The 19668-nt window shown below is 70.2% G+C and carries 17 protein-coding genes; 13 read left to right on the forward strand and 4 right to left on the reverse strand.

Annotated features, from left to right (window positions below; all coding sequences use genetic code 11):
- The first annotated feature begins 76 nt into the window (after nt 1-76).
- From ruvC to OG866_RS36020, 8 genes are all read left to right on the forward strand, one after another.
- Nucleotides 77-607 carry a crossover junction endodeoxyribonuclease RuvC gene (gene ruvC, locus OG866_RS35985; RefSeq protein WP_329344451.1) on the forward strand — a complete coding sequence of 177 codons (531 nt, stop codon included), beginning with the start codon at nt 77-79 and terminating at the stop codon, nt 605-607.
- Entirely contained in the window at nt 604-1209 is a 606-nt protein-coding gene (gene ruvA / locus OG866_RS35990; protein ID WP_329341311.1) for a Holliday junction branch migration protein RuvA, read from the forward strand. The genes ruvC and ruvA overlap by 4 nt, the downstream gene beginning before the upstream one ends.
- 10 nt (nt 1210-1219) lie before the next feature.
- Nucleotides 1220-2296: a Holliday junction branch migration DNA helicase RuvB gene (gene ruvB, locus OG866_RS35995; RefSeq protein ID WP_329341312.1), complete on the forward strand. Its 1077-nt coding sequence runs from the start codon at nt 1220-1222 to the stop codon at nt 2294-2296.
- A gap of 198 nt (nt 2297-2494) precedes the next feature.
- Complete coding sequence (gene yajC, locus OG866_RS36000) at nt 2495-3004, forward strand: preprotein translocase subunit YajC (protein ID WP_329341314.1); 510 nt, start codon at nt 2495-2497, stop codon at nt 3002-3004.
- A 129-nt stretch (nt 3005-3133) separates the two neighbouring features.
- Nucleotides 3134-4900 carry a protein translocase subunit SecD gene (gene secD / locus OG866_RS36005; RefSeq protein ID WP_329341316.1) on the forward strand — a complete coding sequence of 589 codons (1767 nt, stop codon included), beginning with the start codon at nt 3134-3136 and terminating at the stop codon, nt 4898-4900.
- Between the two features lie 2 nt (nt 4901-4902).
- Nucleotides 4903-5988 (forward strand): protein translocase subunit SecF, encoded by a 1086-nt coding sequence (gene secF, locus OG866_RS36010; protein ID WP_329344453.1) that lies wholly within the window; start codon nt 4903-4905, stop codon nt 5986-5988.
- Nucleotides 5985-6524 (forward strand): adenine phosphoribosyltransferase, encoded by a 540-nt coding sequence (locus tag OG866_RS36015; RefSeq protein ID WP_329341318.1) that lies wholly within the window; start codon nt 5985-5987, stop codon nt 6522-6524. The genes secF and OG866_RS36015 overlap by 4 nt, the downstream gene beginning before the upstream one ends.
- Before the next feature lie 256 nt (nt 6525-6780).
- On the forward strand, nt 6781-9321 hold the full coding sequence (locus tag OG866_RS36020) for a RelA/SpoT family protein (RefSeq protein ID WP_329341319.1): 2541 nt from the start codon (nt 6781-6783) through the stop codon (nt 9319-9321).
- A 72-nt stretch (nt 9322-9393) separates the two neighbouring features.
- Here OG866_RS36020 and OG866_RS36025 read toward each other — a convergent pair whose 3' ends face one another.
- Entirely contained in the window at nt 9394-10623 is a 1230-nt protein-coding gene (locus tag OG866_RS36025) for a DUF349 domain-containing protein (RefSeq protein ID WP_329341321.1), read from the reverse strand.
- Nucleotides 10624-10758: 135 nt separating this feature from the next.
- Entirely contained in the window at nt 10759-11592 is an 834-nt protein-coding gene (locus tag OG866_RS36030) for a peptidylprolyl isomerase (RefSeq protein ID WP_329341322.1), read from the reverse strand.
- A gap of 188 nt (nt 11593-11780) precedes the next feature.
- On the opposite strand from OG866_RS36030, the gene OG866_RS36035 reads away from it, so the two are divergent.
- Both OG866_RS36035 and hisS read left to right on the forward strand, forming a co-directional pair.
- Nucleotides 11781-12491: an MBL fold metallo-hydrolase gene (locus tag OG866_RS36035; RefSeq protein WP_329341324.1), complete on the forward strand. Its 711-nt coding sequence runs from the start codon at nt 11781-11783 to the stop codon at nt 12489-12491.
- Nucleotides 12492-12502: 11 nt separating this feature from the next.
- Entirely contained in the window at nt 12503-13765 is a 1263-nt protein-coding gene (gene hisS / locus OG866_RS36040) for a histidine--tRNA ligase (RefSeq protein WP_329341326.1), read from the forward strand.
- 53 nt (nt 13766-13818) lie between these two features.
- On the opposite strand, the gene OG866_RS36045 is transcribed toward hisS, so the two are convergent.
- Entirely contained in the window at nt 13819-14211 is a 393-nt protein-coding gene (locus OG866_RS36045; RefSeq protein ID WP_329341328.1) for an ATP-binding cassette domain-containing protein, read from the reverse strand.
- 207 nt (nt 14212-14418) lie between these two features.
- Here OG866_RS36045 and OG866_RS36050 point away from each other — a divergent pair, with 207 nt between their 5' ends.
- From OG866_RS36050 to rpsD, 3 genes are all read left to right on the forward strand, one after another.
- Nucleotides 14419-15075, forward strand: a complete 657-nt coding sequence (locus OG866_RS36050; protein ID WP_329341330.1) for a vitamin K epoxide reductase family protein — start codon at nt 14419-14421, stop codon at nt 15073-15075.
- 44 nt (nt 15076-15119) lie between these two features.
- Nucleotides 15120-16475: a replication-associated recombination protein A gene (locus tag OG866_RS36055; RefSeq protein ID WP_329341333.1), complete on the forward strand. Its 1356-nt coding sequence runs from the start codon at nt 15120-15122 to the stop codon at nt 16473-16475.
- Between the two features lie 294 nt (nt 16476-16769).
- Nucleotides 16770-17384 carry a 30S ribosomal protein S4 gene (gene rpsD / locus OG866_RS36060; protein ID WP_030053239.1) on the forward strand — a complete coding sequence of 205 codons (615 nt, stop codon included), beginning with the start codon at nt 16770-16772 and terminating at the stop codon, nt 17382-17384.
- Between the two features lie 30 nt (nt 17385-17414).
- Here rpsD and OG866_RS36065 read toward each other — a convergent pair whose 3' ends face one another.
- Entirely contained in the window at nt 17415-19559 is a 2145-nt protein-coding gene (locus OG866_RS36065) for an ATP-binding protein (RefSeq protein ID WP_329341335.1), read from the reverse strand.
- Nucleotides 19560-19668 lie beyond the last annotated feature (109 nt).

The raw sequence follows: 19668 nt of genomic DNA on the forward strand, positions 1-19668 counted from the left end.
CACCCCGTCGGCCCGTCGCATTGTCGGTGGCACCCGATAGCCTGCACAAACAGGCGATCGAGTGGGAGGGGGCGTGGTGCGCGTACTCGGGGTCGACCCCGGACTGACGCGGTGCGGTGTGGGCGTGGTCGAGGGAGTGGCGGGCCGCCCGCTGACCATGCTCGGCGTCGGTGTCGTACGGACGCCCGCCGACGCCGAGTTGGGCCACCGCCTCGTCGCCATCGAGCAGGGCATCGAACAGTGGCTGGACGAGCACCGGCCCGAATTCGTCGCCGTGGAGCGGGTGTTCAGCCAGCACAACGTCCGTACGGTCATGGGCACCGCCCAGGCCAGCGCCGTCGCCATGCTCTGCGCCGCCCGCCGCGGCATCCCCGTCGCCCTGCACACCCCCAGCGAGGTCAAGGCCGCCGTCACCGGCAGCGGTCGCGCCGACAAGGCCCAGGTCGGTGCCATGGTCACCCGGCTGCTGCGGCTCGACGCCCCGCCCAAGCCGGCCGACGCCGCCGACGCCCTCGCGCTCGCCATCTGCCACATCTGGCGCGCCCCCGCGCAGAACCGACTCCAGCAGGCCGTGGCCCTGCACGCATCGAAAGGCCGTAGGGCATGATCGCCTTCGTGAGCGGCACGGTCGCCGCGCTCGCCCCCGACACCGCAGTCGTCGAGGTCGGCGGTGTCGGCATGGCGGTGCAGTGCACGCCGAACACGCTGTCCACGCTCCGCCTGGGCAAGCCGGCCAAGCTCGCCACCTCCCTCGTCGTACGAGAGGACTCGCTGACCCTCTACGGCTTCGTGGACGACGACGAACGCCAGACGTTCGAGCTGCTCCAGACCGCCAGCGGCGTCGGCCCGCGCCTGGCCCAGGCGATGCTCGCGGTGCACACCCCGGACGCGCTGCGCCGCGCGATCTCGACCGGCGACGAGAAGGCCCTCACCGCCGTCCCCGGCATCGGCAAGAAGGGCGCCCAGAAGCTGCTCCTCGAACTCAAGGACCGGCTCGGCGAGCCGATCGGCGCCCCCGTTATCGGCGCCCCGGTCACCCAGGGCTGGCGCGACCAGCTGCACGCGGCGCTCATCGGGCTGGGCTACGCGACCCGCGAGGCCGACGAGGCGGTGTCCGCGGTGGCCCCGCAGGCCGAGGCCGCCGAGGGCACGCCCCAGGTGGGCCAGCTGCTGAAGGCCGCCCTGCAAACCCTGAACCGCGCCCGCTAGGAGAACGTCAGTGAACCGGGACGACACGACCGACGAGACGGCCTCCGCCGCCGAGCGGCTGGTGGACTCTGTCGCCGACCGTGAGGACCAGGCCGTCGAGGCCGCGCTGCGCCCCAAGGACCTGGGCGAGTTCATCGGCCAGGAGAAGGTCCGCGAACAGCTCGACCTCGTCCTGCGGGCCGCACGCGCGCGGGGCGCCACCGCGGACCATGTGCTGCTCTCCGGCGCCCCCGGCCTCGGCAAGACCACCCTGTCGATGATCATCGCGGCCGAGATGGGCGCCCCCATCCGCATCACCTCCGGCCCCGCCATCCAGCACGCCGGCGACCTCGCCGCGATCCTCTCCTCCCTCCAGGAGGGCGAGGTCCTCTTCCTCGACGAGATCCACCGCATGTCCCGGCCCGCCGAGGAGATGCTCTACATGGCGATGGAGGACTTCCGGGTCGACGTCATCGTCGGCAAGGGCCCCGGCGCCACCGCGATCCCGCTCGAACTCCCCCCGTTCACCCTGGTCGGCGCCACCACGCGCGCGGGCCTGCTGCCGCCCCCGCTGCGCGACCGCTTCGGCTTCACCGCGCACATGGAGTTCTACGAGCCCGCCGAACTCCAGCGCGTCATCCACCGCTCCGCCAACCTCCTCGACGTCGAGATCGACACCGACGGCGCCGCCGAGATCGCCGGCCGCTCCCGCGGCACACCGCGTATCGCCAACCGCCTGCTGCGCCGCGTTCGGGACTACGCGCAGGTCAAGGCCGACGGTGTGATCACGCGCGAGATCGCGGGCGCCGCGCTGCGGGTCTATGAGGTGGACGCGCGCGGCCTCGACCGGCTGGACCGCGGTGTCCTCGAAGCCCTGCTCAAGCTGTTCGGCGGTGGCCCGGTCGGCCTGTCCACGCTCGCGGTCGCGGTGGGGGAGGAGCGCGAGACCGTCGAAGAGGTCGCCGAACCCTTCCTCGTCCGCGAGGGACTGCTCGCCCGGACCCCGCGCGGCCGGGTCGCCACTCCCGCCGCATGGGCTCATCTCGGCCTCACCCCGCCGCGCTCGGCGGGCACAGGAAACGGACAACAGGACCTGTTCGGGGCGTGACGACCGGTGTGACGGCCGACGTGATGGGTTTGTGACGGCGGTGCATTGGCCGGGCCAGGAACCCGGGTGCCATGCTGAGCGTTGTTCCATGCGCGCGGACTCGCTTAGACTCCGCCGATGCCGCCTTTGTCGGCGGCGCACACACCCCCAACCATCAGGCCGCTCAGCATCGCGGTCGCGTGAAGGAAGTACCGACCCGTGAGTCTCGTGACCCTCCTCCCGTTCATCGTGCTCATCGGGGCCATGTTCCTGATGACCCGGTCGGCGAAGAAGAAGCAGCAGCAGGCCGCCAGCATGCGCAATGACATGCAGCCCGGCAGCGGCGTCCGCACCATCGGGGGGATGTACGCCACGGTCAAGGAGGTCAACGAGGACACGGTCCTCCTCGACGCCGGCCCGGGTGTCGACCTTCTCTTCGCGAAGAACGCGATCGGCGCCGTCCTGACGGACGACGAGTACAACCGCATCGTGCACGGCATCGAGCACGACCTGAAGACCGACGTCGTCCCCGACGACGCCTCCCCTCTTGCCGGCCCCACCGATCCCGACGAGTCCGACGACGAAGCTGCCGCCGCCTCCGACGAGAAGTCCGTCGACCTCGGCAAGAAGGACGAGCCCGCCGACGAGGCCGTGAAGGCCGACGAGGCCGCCGAGGCGAAGACGGACGACGAGCCGAAGAAGACCGACGGCGACTCCGACGCGAAGTAGCCGTGCCCGGGGCGCGCGGGCCACGCCTGCGCGTCCTCGGATGTACGCAGCTCGCACGGGATCGACACCATGTCATGGCCGCCCGCCCGCAGACCCGGCGCGCAGCGGCCCGAGAGGGAGTACGAGAAGGTGGCAGCACCTAAGAGGGGCCGGAGCGCGAGCGCCCAGAGCAAGCCAGGGCGCTCGCTGGTCCTGATCCTGATCGCCATCGTGGCGCTCACCGGGGGAATGTTCCTCTCCGGGCACACGACCCCGCGCCTCGGCATCGACCTGGCCGGCGGCACGAGCATCACGCTCGAGGCGAAGGCCGATCAAGGGTCCGCGATCAACAAGGCCAACATGGACACCGCGGTCGAGATCATGAACCGCCGTGTCAATGGTCTGGGCGTCTCCGAGGCGGAGGTGCAGACCCAGGGCGACAAGAACATCATCGTCAACATCCCCAAGGGCACCAACTCCAAGGAAGCCCGGGACCAGGTCGGCACCACCGCCAAGCTGTACTTCCGTCCGGTCCTGGCCCAGGACGCCACCGGCGCCGCCGCGGCCGCCTCGCCGAGCCCCTCCGCGAGCGGCTCGTCCAGCGCCTCGCCGAGCCCCTCCGCGAGCAAGTCGGGTTCCACGGGTGAGACGGCGACCTCGTCGTCCTCCCCGTCGGCCTCCGCCACCACCCAGGGCCGCCCCGTCACCGACGCGCTGAAGGCCGACGCCTCCCCGTCGGCGTCCGCCACCGCGTCCTCCTCCGCGAGCCCCTCCGCCTCGGCGAGCGGCGACACCGGCACCTCCGCCGACGCCAAGCTCCAGGCCCAGTACACGGCCCTCGACTGCTCCAAGCCGGCCCAGCGCGCCAAGGCGGGCGAGGGCGCCAAGCCCGGCGAGTCCACCGTGGGCTGCGGTGAGATCTCCGGCGTCTGGTACAAGTACCTGCTCGGCCCGGCCAGCCTGGCCGGCACCGAGGTCAAGAAGGCCGACGCCATCTACAACACGCAGACGGCGGCCGGCTGGCAGGTCAACATGACCTTCACCGGCAGCGGCGCCAAGAAGTTCGGTGAGGTCACCGGCCAGCTCGCGCAGAACGCCACGCCCCCGCTGAACGAGTTCGGCATCGTCCTCGACGGCGAGGTCGTCTCCAGCCCGACCGTCAGCCAGGCCATCACCGGCGGCGAGGCCCAGATCTCCGGCAGCTTCACGCAGGAGGAGGCCCAGAGCCTCGCCAACATGCTGTCGTACGGCGCGCTCCCGCTCTCCTTCCAGGAGCAGAGCGTCACGACCGTGACCGCCGCGCTCGGCGGTGACCAGCTGCACGCCGGTCTGCTCGCCGGCGCGATCGGCCTCGCCCTGGTCGTGCTCTACCTGGTGTTCTACTACCGCGGACTGTCCGTGGTGGCCATGGCCTCGCTGCTCGTCTCCGGCATCCTCACCTACGTGATCATGGCGCTGCTCGGCCCGGCCATCGGCTTCGCGCTGAACCTGCCGGCCGTCTGCGGTGCGATCGTCGCCATCGGTATCACCGCGGACTCGTTCATCGTGTACTTCGAACGCATAAGGGACGAGATCCGCGAGGGCCGCTCGCTGCGCCCCGCCGTCGAGCGGGCCTGGCCGCGTGCCCGGCGCACCATCCTGGTCTCCGACTTCGTGTCGTTCCTCGCCGCCGCGGTGCTGTTCATCGTGACGGTCGGCAAGGTCCAGGGCTTCGCGTTCACGCTGGGTCTGACCACCGTCCTCGACGTCGTCGTGGTGTTCTTCTTCACCAAGCCGCTGATGACGCTGCTGGCCCGCCGCAAGTTCTTCGCGAGCGGCAACAAGTGGTCCGGCCTCGACCCGAAGAGCCTGGGCGCCCAGCCGCCGCTGCGCCGCACCCGCCGCCCCGCCGCCCCCGTTGAGACGAAGGAGGCGTGAGCATGTCGAAACTCGGCAATCTCGGCGCCCGACTGCACCGTGGCGAGATCAGCTACGACTTCATCGGTCACCGCAAGCTCTGGTACGGCATCTCGATCCTGATCACCATCACGGCGATCGTGGGCCTCGCGGTACGCGGCCTCAACATGGGCATCGACTTCCAGGGCGGCGCGGTCTTCACCACCGAGAAGATCAGCGTCTCCGTCTCCCAGGCCGAGGACTTCGCGAAGGAAGCCTCCGGCCACGACGCGGTCGTGCAGAAGCTCGGCAACGGCACGATGCGCATCCAGATCGCCGGCATGGACACCCAGCAGTCCGACGAGATCAAGAACAAGCTCGCCGAGGACTTCAAGGTCGACCCGGAGAAGATCGCCGCCGACCTCGTCGGCCCCAGCTGGGGTGACCAGATCGCCAACAAGGCCTGGCAGGGCCTGGCGATCTTCATGGTCCTCGTCGTGATCTATCTGGCGATCGCCTTCGAGTGGCGCATGGCCATCGCGGCGCTCGTCGCGCTGATCCACGACATCACCATCACCGTCGGCATCTACGCCCTCGTCGGCTTCGAGGTCACGCCCGGCACGGTGATCGGTCTGCTGACGATCCTCGGTTACTCGCTCTACGACACGGTGGTCGTCTTCGACTCCCTCAAGGAGCAGACGAAGGACATCACCAAGCAGACCCGCTTCACCTACAGCGATGTCGCCAACCGTTCGATCAACGGCACCCTGGTCCGCTCCATCAACACCACGGTGGTCGCGCTGCTGCCGGTCGCCGGCCTGCTGTTCATCGGTGGCGGCTTCCTCGGCGCGGGCACGCTCAACGACATCTCGCTGTCGCTGTTCGTAGGCCTCGCGGCCGGTGCGTACTCCTCGATCTTCATCGCCACGCCGCTCGTCGCCGACCTCAAGGAGCGCGAGCCGCAGATGAAGGCCCTGCGCAAGCGAGTCCTGGCCAAGCGCGCCCAGGCCGCCGCCGAGGAGGAGCTCGCGGAGGCCCGCGGGGACGCCGCCGGTGACCCCGAGGACGCCACCCCGGCCGTCGTCGGACCGCGCTCCACGCGCCGCCGTCCCTCGGGGAAGCGCCGATGACCGACATCCAGGAGCTGCTGCTCAGCCGCATCCGTGACGTGGCCGACTATCCGGAGCCGGGCGTGATGTTCAAGGACATCACCCCGCTCCTGGCGGACCCGGCGGCGTTCACGGCTCTGACGGACGCGCTGGCGGAGATCGCGGAGCGCACGGGTGCCACGAAGATCGTCGGCCTGGAGGCCCGCGGCTTCATCCTGGGCGCCCCGGTCGCCGTCCGCGCTGGGCTGGGCTTCATCCCCGTACGCAAGGCGGGCAAGCTCCCCGGAGCGACCCTGGCCCAGGCGTACGACCTGGAGTACGGCTCGGCGGAGATCGAGGTCCACGCCGAGGACCTGACCGGCGACGACCGCATCCTGATCGTCGACGACGTCCTCGCCACCGGCGGCACGGCCGAGGCCGCGATCCAGCTGATCCGCCGCGCGGGCGCCGAGGTGGCGGGCCTGGCGGTCCTGATGGAGCTGGGCTTCCTGGCGGGCCGCCCCCGCCTGGAACCGGCCCTGGAGGGCGCTCCACTGGAAGCGCTGCTGGTCGTCTGAGGTCTCGGACAGCACGGAAACGGCCGTCCTGGTATATCCAGGGCGGCCGTTTCACGCCCCGCGAGGGGCGGGGGGAACCGCGCGACCAGCCCCCACGGCGCGGCGGCCTGCAACGAATCAGAGGCTCATCGACCCCTCACGTTTCACCGGTAGACGGTCCTCACATCGGCCTGAAGGCGATCCCGAGCCGCAGGCTCGCTACCATGGGTTCTCCGGAGCCTGATCGGGGGACCCGGTTCGCGCACGAGGAGTCCTCTTGCCAGACGAGGCCCAGCCACTGACCGCCGCCAAGCCCGAGCCCGCCTCGGGCTCCGCGGCGACGCCCGCGAAGAACGCCACGCAGGGCTCGGTCGAGCACGCCCAGTCCGCGCCCGTCGACAAGTCGGCCGAGCAGCCACGCCCCAAGCCGGCCCCGCCCGAGCGTCCCGCGCCCGCGTCCGCGCCCCCCGCCTCCACGCCTCCCGCGGTCCGCCCGCCCGCCGGTCAGCCCGCCCGCTCCGGCTCCTCCAACCGCGTCCGCGCCCGCCTCGCCCGTCTCGGTGTCCAGCGCTCCAACCCGTACAACCCGGTCCTGGAGCCCCTGCTGCGGATAGTGCGCAGCAACGACCCGAAGATCGAGACCGCGACGCTCCGCCAGGTCGAGAAGGCCTACCAGGTCGCCGAGCGCTGGCACCGCGGCCAGAAGCGCAAGAGCGGCGACCCGTACATCACGCACCCGCTCGCCGTCACCACCATCCTCGCCGAGCTCGGCATGGACCCGGCCACCCTCATGGCCGGTCTGTTGCACGACACGGTCGAGGACACCGAGTACGGCCTCGACCAGCTGCGCCGCGACTTCGGCGACTCGGTCGCCCTGCTCGTCGACGGTGTCACCAAGCTGGACAAGGTCAAGTTCGGCGAGGCCGCGCAGGCCGAGACCGTGCGCAAGATGGTCGTCGCCATGGCCAAGGACCCGCGCGTCCTGGTCATCAAGCTCGCCGACCGCCTGCACAACATGCGCACCATGCGCTACCTCAAGCGCGAGAAGCAGGAGAAGAAGGCGCGCGAGACGCTTGAGATCTACGCGCCGCTCGCCCACCGCCTGGGCATGAACACCATCAAGTGGGAACTGGAGGACCTCGCCTTCGCGATCCTCTACCCCAAGATGTACGACGAGATCGTGCGTCTGGTGGCCGAGCGGGCGCCCAAGCGCGACGAGTACCTCGCCATAGTGACCGACGAGGTGCAGCAGGACCTGCGCGCGGCCCGCATCAAGGCGACCGTCACCGGCCGCCCGAAGCACTACTACAGCGTCTACCAGAAGATGATCGTCCGCGGGCGCGACTTCGCGGAGATCTACGACCTGGTCGGCATCCGAGTCCTCGTGGACACCGTCAGGGACTGCTACGCGGCCCTGGGCACCGTCCACGCCCGCTGGAACCCGGTTCCGGGGCGGTTCAAGGACTACATCGCGATGCCCAAGTTCAACATGTACCAGTCGCTGCACACCACGGTGATCGGACCCAACGGCAAGCCCGTCGAACTCCAGATCCGCACCTTCGACATGCACCGCCGCGCCGAGTACGGCATCGCCGCGCACTGGAAGTACAAGCAGGAGGCCGTCGCCGGCACCTCCAAGGTCCGCTCGGACCAGCCGCGGACCACCGGCAAGGACGACCACCTCAACGACATGGCGTGGCTGCGCCAGTTGCTGGACTGGCAGAAGGAGACCGAGGACCCCGGCGAGTTCCTGGAGTCCCTGCGCTTCGACCTGTCGCGCAACGAGGTCTTCGTCTTCACGCCCAAGGGCGACGTGATAGCGCTGCCGGCCGGCGCCACCCCCGTGGACTTCTCGTACGCGGTCCACACCGAGGTCGGCCACCGGACGATAGGGGCACGCGTCAACGGACGCCTCGTTCCCCTCGAATCCACCCTGGACAACGGCGACTTGGTGGAGGTCTTCACCTCCAAGGCGGCCGGCGCGGGACCGTCCCGCGACTGGCTGGGCTTCGTCAAGTCACCGCGCGCCCGCAACAAGATCAGGGCCTGGTTCTCCAAGGAGCGCCGCGACGAGGCGATCGAGCAGGGCAAGGACGCCATCGTCCGCGCGATGCGCAAGCAGAACCTGCCGATCCAGCGCATCCTCACCGGCGACTCCCTGGTCACGCTCGCGCACGAGATGCGCTACCCCGACATCTCCGCCCTGTACGCGGCGATCGGCGAGGGCCATGTCTCCGCGCAGAACGTGGTGCAGAAGCTGGTCTCCGCGCTCGGCGGCGAGGAGGCCGCCACCGAGGAGATCGACGAGTCGGTTCCGCCGACCCGCGGTCGCAGCCGCAAGCGCCGTTCCAGCGCCGACCCCGGTGTGGTGGTCAAGGGCGTCGACGACGTGTGGGTCAAGCTCGCCCGTTGCTGCACCCCCGTACCCGGCGACCCCATCATCGGTTTCGTCACGCGCGGTAGCGGCGTATCGGTTCACCGCAGCGACTGTGTCAACGTGGAGTCACTGTCGCGCGAGCCCGAGCGCATCCTCGACGTCGAGTGGGCGCCCACCCAGTCCTCGGTCTTCCTGGTCGCCATCCAGGTCGAGGCCCTCGACCGCTCCCGGCTCCTCTCCGACGTCACCCGCGTCCTGTCCGACCAGCACGTCAACATCCTCTCCGCGGCCGTCCAGACCTCCCGCGACCGCGTCGCCACCTCCCGCTTCACCTTCGAGATGGGCGACCCCAAGCACCTCGGTCACGTCCTGAAGGCGGTCAGGGGAGTGGAGGGCGTCTACGACGTCTACCGCGTGACGTCGGCGCGCACCAGGTCGTAAGGCATACGACGACGAGGGCCCCGTACGCGATGTACGGGGCCCTCGTCGTCGTAGCGGAGGTTTCCTGGCTTCCTAGCCGCCGAACTCGTGCAGACCCTTCAGCGCCTGGTCGAGCAGCGCCTGGCGGCCCTCCAGCTCACGCTCCAGCTTGTCCGCGCGGGCGTTGTTGCCCTGGGCGCGCGCCTGCTCGATCTGGCCGCGGAGCTTGTCCACGGCGGCCTGGAGCTGGCCCGTCAGACCCTCGGCACGCGCGCGTGCCTCCGGGTTCGTGCGACGCCACTCGGTCTCCTCGGCCTCCTGGATGGCCCGCTCGACGGCGTGCATCCGGCCCTCGACCTTGGGGCGGGCGTCGCGCGGGACATGGCCGATGGCCTCCCAGCGCTCGTTGATCTGACGGAACGCGGCACGCGCCGCCTTCAGGTCGGTCACCGGGAGGATCTTCTCGGCCTCGTCGGCCAGCTCCTCCTTGAGCTTGAGGTTCTCGCCCTGCTCGGCGTCGCGCTCGGCGAAGACCGAGCTGCGGGCGGCGAAGAAGACGTCCTGGGCGCCGCGGAAGCGGTTCCACAGGTCGTCCTCGTGCTCGCGCTGGGCGCGGCCCGCGGCCTTCCACTCCGCCATCAGCTCGCGGTAGCGGGCCGCCGTCGGACCCCAGTCGGTGGAGTTGGACAGCGCCTCGGCCTCGGAGACCAGCCGCTCCTTGGTCTTGCGGGCCTCCTCGCGCTGCGCGTCCAGCGAGGCGAAGTGCGCCTTGCGGCGCTTGGAGAACGCCGACCGGGCGTGCGAGAAGCGGTGCCACAGTTCGTCGTCCGACTTGCGGTCCAGACGCGGCAGACCCTTCCAGGTGTCCACCAGGGCCCGCAGCCGCTCGCCGGCCGCCCGCCACTGGTCGGACTGCGCCAGCTCCTCGGCCTCGACGACCAGCGCCTCCTTGGCGTGCCGGGCCTCGTCGGACTGCTTCGCGCGCTGCTGCTTGCGCTCCTCGCGACGCTTGTCGACGGTCTCCACGAGCTTGTCGAGCCGCACCTTGAGGGCGTCCAGGTCGCCGACCGCGTGGTGCGCGTCGACCTGCTCGCGGATGTGGTCGATGGCTACCTGAGCGTCCTTCGCGGACAGATCGGTGGTCTTCACTCGCTTCTCGAGGAGGCCGATCTCGACCACCAGGCCCTCGTACTTGCGCTCGAAGTAGGCCAGCGCCTCCTCAGGGGAGCCGGCCTGCCAGGAACCGACGACCTGCTCGCCGTCGGCCGTACGCACGTACACGGTCCCCGTCTCGTCGACGCGGCCCCACGGGTCGCTGCTCACAGCGCCTCCTCCACATGATGCCGGCGGAAGGCTTCAGCGCCCCCGGGCATCGTCCACAGTTTCGTCACGGCCAACATAGGCGACCGGCGGGTTGCCTGTCCGCATCCCGCGCGACCGAAATTTCGCTGCTGAGGGTCAGGATTTGCTGACCGTTGCCTTGTTGATCACGACCGTCGCGTTGGGAGCGCCGTCACCCGCGCCGGTGTTCTCACCTGCGGCGGCGATCTTCTTCAGGACGGTCATGCCGGATTCGGACACGGTACCGAACGGTGTGTAGTTGGCCGGCAGTGGACTGTCCTGGTAGACGAGGAAGAACTGGCTGCCGCCGCTGTTCTTGCCCTCGCCCGTCTGGGCGTTGTACTGGTTCGCCATCGCGACCGTGCCGGCCGGGTAGGTGTCGCCCTTGAGCGACTTGTCCTTCAGATTCTCGTCCGGGATCGTGTAGCCGGGGCTGCCGCTGCCGCTGCCCGTCGGGTCGCCGCACTGGAGCACGTAGATGCCGTTGGTGGTGAGCCGGTGGCACTTGGTGTGGTCGAAGTAGCCCTTCGACGCCAGGAAATTGAACGAGTTCACGGTGTGCGGGGCCGCGGACGTCTTGAGCGCTATGTCGATGTCGCCGCAGGTCGTCGCCAGCTTCATCGTGTACTTCGCCGACTTGTCGATCGTCATCGCCGGCTCCTTCTTCCACGTCGCCGTCTTGACCTTGCCCTCGGCGGCCTTCTTGCACGGATCGGAGACCGCGCTGGGCGTGGCGGACGCCGACGCGCTCGCGTTGGCCTTGTCGTCGCCGTCGTCCTTGAGGACACCGGTCGTGTAGAGCGCCAGGCTGCCCACCACGATCACGCCGAGCACCGACGCGATCACGGAGTTGCGCATGCGGGCCTTGCGCCGCGCGGCGGTGCGCCGCTGCTGCTGCCGCAGAAACTTCTCCCGGGCGAGCTGCCGCTTCCGCTGTTCCTGGGTGACCACCGGGTTCTCTCCTCATGCGTCTCGTACGCCGACTGGGACGCGTGCGTCTTATGAGCCGACCGCCTGCGTGTGCCCCGTACCGTATATGGGTTCGCTGAGGAAACGGCAGCGCCGGTAGGCTCTCACCACAGGTGCAGCCGTTTTGAGGCCACCGCAGTCCGCACTTATCGACACAACGAAGGACGATCGTGCTCATTGCCGGGTTCCCCGCCGGGGCCTGGGGGACGAACTGTTTTCTCGTCGCCCCCGCCGCGGGTGAGGAGTGCGTGATCATCGACCCGGGCCATCAGGCCGCCCAGGGAGTCGAGGAGACGCTGAAGAAGCATCGGCTCAAGCCCGTCGCCGTCGTCCTCACCCATGGCCACATCGACCATGTGGCCTCGGTCGTCCCGGTCTGCGGCGCGCACGACGTGCCCGCGTGGATCCACCCCGAGGACCGGTTCATGATGAGCGACCCCGAGAAGGCGCTCGGCCGCACCATCGGCATGCCGCTCCTGGGCGAGCTGGCCGTGGGGGAGCCCGACGACGTCAAGGAGCTGACGGACGGGGCGAAGCTGGAGCTGGCGGGCCTTGAGCTCACCGTCGCGCACGCGCCGGGCCATACCAGGGGGTCGGTGACCTTCGGCCTGCCCGAGACGGCGGACATCCCGCCGATCCTCTTCTCGGGCGACCTGCTGTTCGCCGGCTCCATCGGACGCACCGATTTCCCCGGTGGCTCCATGGACGACATGCTCGAGTCCCTGGCCCGCGTGGTCCTGCCGCTCGACGACTCGACCGTGGTGCTGCCCGGCCACAACGAGCAGACGACCATCGGCCGTGAGCGTGCCACCAACCCGTATCTGCGGCAGGTGGCAGCCGGCCCGGGAGCGGATGTCGACGCTCCCCGACGAGGAATGTGACGAGACCTTCCGTGAGCACCTTCAAGGCCCCCAAGGGCACGTACGACCTGATCCCGCCGGACAGCGCCAAGTTCCTCGCGGTCCGCGAGGCGATCGCGGCCCCGCTGCGCAACTCCGGCTACGGCTACATCGAGACGCCGGGCTTCGAGAACGTGGAGCTCTTCGCACGCGGTGTCGGCGAGTCCACCGACATCGTCACGAAGGAGATGTACGCCTTCGAGACCAAGGGCGGCGACCAGCTCGCCCTGCGCCCCGAGGGCACCGCCTCCGTGCTGCGCGCGGCCCTGGAGGCCAACCTGCACAAGGCGGGCAACCTCCCCGTCAAGCTCTGGTACTCGGGCTCGTACTACCGCTACGAGCGCCCGCAGAAGGGCCGTTACCGCCACTTCTCCCAGGTGGGCGCCGAGGCGATCGGCGCCGAGGACCCGGCGCTGGACGCCGAGCTGATCATCCTGGCCGACCAGGCGTACCGGTCGCTGGGCCTGCGTGACTTCCGCATCCTCCTCAACAGCCTGGGCGACAAGGAGTGCCGTCCGGTGTACCGGGAGGCGTTGCAGAACTTCCTGCGCGGCCTCGACCTCGACGAGGAGACGCTGCGCCGGGCCGACATCAACCCGCTGCGCGTCCTGGACGACAAGCGCCCCGACGTCCAGAAGCAGCTCGGCGACGCCCCGCTGCTCCGCGACTACCTCTGCGACGCCTGCAAGGCGTACCACGAGGAGGTCCGCGAGCTGATCACGGCCGCCGGCGTCGCCTTCGAGGACGACCCGAAGCTGGTCCGCGGCCTGGACTACTACACCCGTACGACCTTCGAGTTCGTCCACGACGGTCTGGGCTCCCAGTCCGCGGTGGGCGGCGGCGGTCGCTACGACGGCCTGTCCGAGATGATCGGCGGCCCGGCGCTCCCGTCCGTGGGCTGGGCCCTCGGCGTCGACCGCACGGTCCTCGCCCTGGAGGCGGAGGGCGTCGAGCTCCAACTCCCCTCCACGACCAGCGTCTTCGCGGTGCCGCTCGGCGAGGAGGCCCGCCGGGTCCTGTTCGGCAAGGTGACGGAGCTGCGCAAGGTCGGCATCGCGGCCGACTTCTCGTACGGGGCCAAGGGCCTCAAGGGTGCGATGAAGAACGCCAACCGCAGCGGCGCCCGCTACACGGTCGTCGCCGGCGAGCGCGACCTCGCCGACGGCGTGGTCCAGCTCAAGGACATGGAGTCCGGCGAGCAGACGGCGATCGGCGTGAACGAGATCGTGGCCGAACTGGAGGCCCGTCTCGGCTGACGGACCACCACTGGGGCCGGGCGGCGATGCGCTGTCCGGCCCTCAGGTCTTCATCAGGCCGGTGACCAGAACCAGCCAGATCGCCGCTCGGCGACCGCCTCCGCACGGGTCCGTACGACGGTCGGGGTCATCGCGCGTCCTCCTGTCGGGTCAGCCGGAGGTACCCGCCGGGCCGCCGGGTCGAAGCCGGTCGTCGGCTCGTCCAGGAGCAGGACCGTCAACTCGGCGGGCGTCGATTCGTCCTGTCGGACGATTCCCCCACGGGACCTCCACGCGCGCGTGCCGTTCACCGGAACCACGTTGAGCACGGACACCTCGTCCGCGTCCCGGTCGTGATGGCCCTGGAGGATCTCCACCGTCGTGCGCTTGCCCGCGCCGCTGGGCCTCAGCAGCCCGAACACCTCGCCCCTGGCGATGCCGAGATCGATACCGTCGACCGCGGTCACGTCCCCGTACTGCTTGCGCAGCCCCGTACGTCCACCGCGAGTTCGTTCGCGTGTGCCGTCATGCGTTCGAGGGTCGGCCGGAACCGAGCGTTCAGGGACGACCGCGCGTACTTCCTTATCTCCAGCGAACGGTGGGCAGAGCCCTGGGTACGGCACAATGGCCCTGCCCGAAGAAGGTCCAACTCTCAAGCAGACGGAATCGGCGTGATGAGCAAGACGACAGTCAAGGACGTCTCCACCGAGCCCGAGCCGGACCGCTCGGCCGCCGAGCCACGGACGGTGGGCGGCAGCCGTGCCTTCGCCATCCTGCTGGTACTCACCGGCGCGGCCGGCCTGCTCGCCGCGTGGGTCATCACGTTCGACAAGTTCAAGCTCCTCGAAGCCAAGGTCGAGGGCAAGACCTTCACGCCCGGGTGCAGCCTGAACCCCGTGGTCTCCTGCGGCAGCGTCATGGAGTCCAAGCAGGCCGCCGTCTTCGGCTTCCCCAACCCGATGCTCGGTCTCGTGGCCTACGGCATCGTCATCTGCGTCGGCATGAGCCTGCTCGCCCGGGCCCGCTTCCCGCGCTGGTACTGGCTGACCTTCAACGCCGGCACCCTCTTCGGTGTCTCCTTCTGCGCCTGGCTGATGTTCCAGTCCCTGTACCGGATCAACGCGCTGTGCCTGTGGTGCTCCCTGGCGTGGGTCGCGACGATCATCATGTTCTGGTACGTGACCTCGTTCAACGTGCGCAACGGCTTCATCCCCGCCCCGCGCTGGCTGAAGAGCTTCTTCGGCGAGTTCACCTGGGTCATGCCGGTCCTGCACATCGGGATCATCGGCATGCTGATCATGACGCGCTGGTGGGACTTCTGGACCAGCTGACACCGCGGGCCGCGTTGTCAGTGCGGTGACTTAGGGTTCTTGACGTGGAGCCCGATCTGTTCACCGCCGCCGCCGAAGAACGCCAGGAGAAGGACCCCGCCGGGAGCCCCCTGGCGGTCCGGATGCGCCCGCGCACCCTCGACGAGGTGGTGGGCCAGCAGCATCTGCTGAAGCCCGGCTCGCCCCTGCGCCGCCTGGTCGGCGAGGGTGCGAGCGGCCCGGCCGGGCCGTCCTCGGTGATCCTGTGGGGCCCGCCCGGCACCGGCAAGACGACCCTCGCCTACGTCGTCTCCAAGGCCACCAACAAGCGCTTCGTCGAAATGTCGGCGATCACCGCGGGCGTCAAGGAGGTCCGCGCGGTCATCGACGGCGCCCGCCGCGCCACCGGGGGATACGGCAAGGAGACCGTCCTCTTCCTCGACGAGATCCACCGCTTCAGCAAGGCCCAGCAGGACTCCCTGCTCCCGGCCGTCGAGAACCGCTGGGTCACCCTCATCGCGGCGACCACCGAGAACCCCTACTTCTCGGTGATCTCCCCGCTCCTGTCCCGGTCCCTCCTCCTCACCCTCGAACCCCTCACCGACGACGACCTGCGCGGCCTGCTCCGCAGGGCCGTCACCGACGAGCGCGGCCTCAAGGGCGCCGTCACCCTCCCCGAGGACACCGAGGACCACCTCCTGCGCATCGCCGGCGGTGACGCCCGCCGTGCGCTGACCGCACTGGAGGCCGCCGCCGGGGCCGCCCTCGACCAGGACGAGAGCGAGATCAGCCTCCAGACCCTGGAGCAGACGGTCGACCGCGCGGCCGTGAAGTACGACCGCGACGGCGACCAGCACTACGACGTCGCCAGCGCCCTGATCAAGTCCATCCGAGGCTCGGACGTCGACGCCGCGCTGCACTACCTGGCCCGCATGATCGAGGCCGGCGAGGACCCCCGCTTCATCGCCCGTCGGCTCATGATCTCCGCCAGCGAGGACATCGGCCTCGCCGACCCGAACGCGCTGCCCATCGCGGTCGCCGCCGCCCAGGCCGTCGCCATGATCGGCTTCCCCGAGGCCGCCCTCACCCTCAGCCACGCCACCATCGCCCTCGCGCTCGCCCCCAAGTCCAACGCCGCGACCATGGCGATCGGCGCCGCTCTGGACGACGTACGCAAGGGAATGGCGGGATCCGTGCCGCCCCACCTGCGGGACGGGCACTACAAGGGCGCCGCCAAGCTCGGGCACGCGCAGGGGTACGTGTATCCGCACGACCTGCCCGAGGGCATCGCCGAGCAGCAGTACGCCCCGGAGGAACTCAAGGACCGCGAGTACTACGCGCCGACCCGGCACGGCGCGGAGGCGCGGTACGCGGACGCCGTCGAGTGGACCCGTAAGCACCTCGGTCGCAAGCGGTCCTGAGCAGCCTGTAGAATCCCTCGAAGTGCTGTGTCCCGTGCAGTCAGAACGGGACGGTCAGCCGGAACCCCCAGGGGTTCCAGGAGCGTCGCGCACCGATCGAATGGTGTCGCGGGCCGCCCACCACCACTCACCAGCTGGTGAGACCGGTAGGTGGGCCACTCGCGTGCTGCACGTATGTGCCCAGACCAGGGAGCGGCTGCCCACCAGGCCCGGCAACGGACCCGGAGGGTTTCCCCGGCTGCGGATGCGACCTCCCGCAACCCTGACAAGCCGAACACTGAGAAATGAGAGATTGTGGCGAACCAGTCCCGCCCCAAGGTCAAGAAGTCGCGTGCCCTCGGCATCGCGCTGACCCCGAAGGCCGTCAAGTACTTCGAGGCCCGTCCCTACCCGCCGGGCGAGCACGGCCGTGGCCGCAAGCAGAACTCGGACTACAAGGTCCGTCTGCTCGAGAAGCAGCGTCTGCGTGCGCAGTACGACGTGTCCGAGCGTCAGCTCGTCCGCGCCTACGAGCGTGCCTCCAAGGTGCAGGGCAAGACCGGTGAGGCCCTGATCATCGAGCTCGAGCGCCGTCTCGACGCTCTGGTCCTGCGTTCGGGCATCGCCCGCACGATCTACCAGGCCCGCCAGATGGTCGTCCACGGCCACATCGAGGTCAACGGTGGCAAGGTCGACAAGCCGTCGTTCCGCGTCCGTCCCGACGACGTCGTGATGGTCCGCGAGCGCAGCCGCGAGAAGACCCTCTTCTCCATCGCCCGCGAGGGCGGCTTCGCCCCCGAGGGTGAGACCCCGCGCTACCTCCAGGTGAACCTCAAGGCCCTGGCGTTCCGCCTGGACCGTGAGCCGAACCGCAAGGAGATCCCGGTGATCTGCGACGAGCAGCTCGTCGTCGAGTACTACGCCCGCTGATCACCAGCAGGCCGTAGCACACGCACCACCTCAGCCCGCCGTCTCCCCGCCCTTCCGGGCGCGGGAGGCGGCGGGTTCGTGCATGCTCACGGGGCCTCGCGCATGCCGTGCCTGCCCGCGAGGGCCGGGCAGCGGCGCCGGCGGCCACCCCAGCGCACGGGCCACCGCCGCCTCCCGGTCGAGCCGGGCCCCTTCCCGTACGCACTCCTCGTACCGCTCGTCGCCCAGCCGTTCCCGCGCCGTCGCCTCGCACAGCTCGTGCGGGGCGTTGTAGTAGGCCGAGCCGAACAGCGGCAGCCCCACCGAGGGCCACATCGCCCCCGCCGCGCCCAGCAGCACCGCCGCCTCGGCGGCGTCCGCGGCCTCGCCCCGCGCGGCCGTGACCAGGGCCAGCAGCTCGATCGACAGCACCGAACCCAGCAGATCGCTGAAGGCGTGCGCGGCACCGAGGCAGTCGGTGAGCAGCTCCCGGGCGCCGGTCAGGTTCCCCTCGGTCCAGGCCGCGTACGCCAGCACATACAAGGCGTACGACCTGGTCCAGCGCTCCCCGTGGTCCTCGCAGACCCGGCGGACGTCCTCGCACAGCTTCACGGCCTCCGGCAGATCGCCCTGGAAGGCCCGCGTCATCGCCAGCTCGACCTGGCCCATCAGTACGTTGCTGTTGAGCTCGCCGATCTCCTGGTAGCGGTCTAGCGCCGAGCGCAGCAGCGTTTCTGCGCGGGGCATGTCGTCCGTGACCAGCGCCAGACAGCCGGTGCGGTGCACCGCGTAGGCGATCGCCGTCGGGTTCGCCGAGCGCTCCGCCTCCTCCCGGCACTCCTGGAGCGCGGCCAGCGCGGGCACCTTGTCGCCCTGGAGGATCGCCACATAACCGAGCACCCACAGCGCCTTCAGCCGCGACAGCTCATGGTCGGACTCCAGCTGCACGGACTGCTCCAGCCAGTGCCGGCCCTCCGACAGCCGCCCGCAGCCGACCCAGTAGAACCAGAGTGAACCGGCGAGGTACTGCCCCAGATACGCCTCGTCCGGGTCGGCCAGACAGCGCTCCAGGGCGCAGCGCAGATTCGGCAGCTCCGCCTCGATCCGCGCCGCCACCTCGCCCTGCCGCGGTGAGAACCAGTCCAGCTCGCACCAGGTGGCCAGGCCCAGATACCAGTCGCGGTGGCGCCGGCGCAGCCGGTCCGCGTCCCCGGTCGCCTCCAGCCAGTCCTCGCCGTACGCCCGGACCGTGTCCAGCATCCGGTAGCGCACCCCCGCCGTCGTCTCCTCGCGCGCGACCACGGACTGCGCGAGCAGTTCCGTCAGCACGTCCAGGACGTCCTGCTCGGCCAGGCCGTTGCCACTGCACACGTACTCCACGGCCTCCAGGTCGAACAGCCCGGCGAACACCGAGAGCCGCGACCACAGCAGCCGCTCCTCGGGCGTGCACAGCTCGTGGCTCCAGCCGATCGCCGTGCGCAACGTGCGGTGCCGCGCCGGGGCACCGTGGGCCGCGCCCGTCAGCAGCCGGAAGCGGTCGTCGAACCGGGCCAGCAACTGGGCGGGGGACAGGGCCCGCAGCCGCCCGGCCGCCAGCTCGACGGCGAGCGGGATGCCGTCCAGCCGCCGGCACAGCTCCCGTACGTCGGGATCGTCACCGACGGCCGCACCCTGCCTGCCCGCGCGGTCGACGAAGAGCTCCACGGCCTCGTCCTCGCCCAGCGGCGCCAGCGCGAACACCCGCTCGCCCGGCACGGACAGGGGTCTGCGGCCCACGGCGAGCACGGTGAGCCCCGGCACCCGGCCCAGCAGGTCCGTCACCAGCTCGGCGCACGCCTCGACGAGATGCTCGAACCCGTCCAGGACGAGGAGCAGTTGCCGGCCGGACCCCGTGAGATGCGCGAGCAGCGTCTCGCGCGGCAGCCGTGTGGTGTGGTCGGTCAGCCCCAGCGCCTGAACGACCGCGTAGTCGACGAACTCCGCGTCGCGCACCGGCGCCAGTTCGACCCGCCAGGCCGCCCTGCCCAGGGCCGCCCGGGCCGCCAGCCGTGACTTGCCCACGCCACCTGCGCCGGTCACCGTCACCAGGCGTGAGGTCTCCAGCAGTCGGGACAGCGCGGCGAGTTCGGCCGTGCGGCCCACGAACGCGTCCAGTTCGAGAGGCAGATTGCCGTCGCTGAGCCGATCATCCCGCATAGGACACGGAGCGTACTGAACCGTATTCACTCCGTACAATCGCTTCGTGCAACTCGGGCCCGCGCGGACGGTAATCCGGTGCGGAGCCGCGCCTGGGGCGCGATAGGCT

The organism is Streptomyces sp. NBC_00663 (assembly GCF_036226885.1).
In the GTDB taxonomy this organism is placed as follows: Bacteria; Actinomycetota; Actinomycetes; order Streptomycetales; family Streptomycetaceae; genus Streptomyces.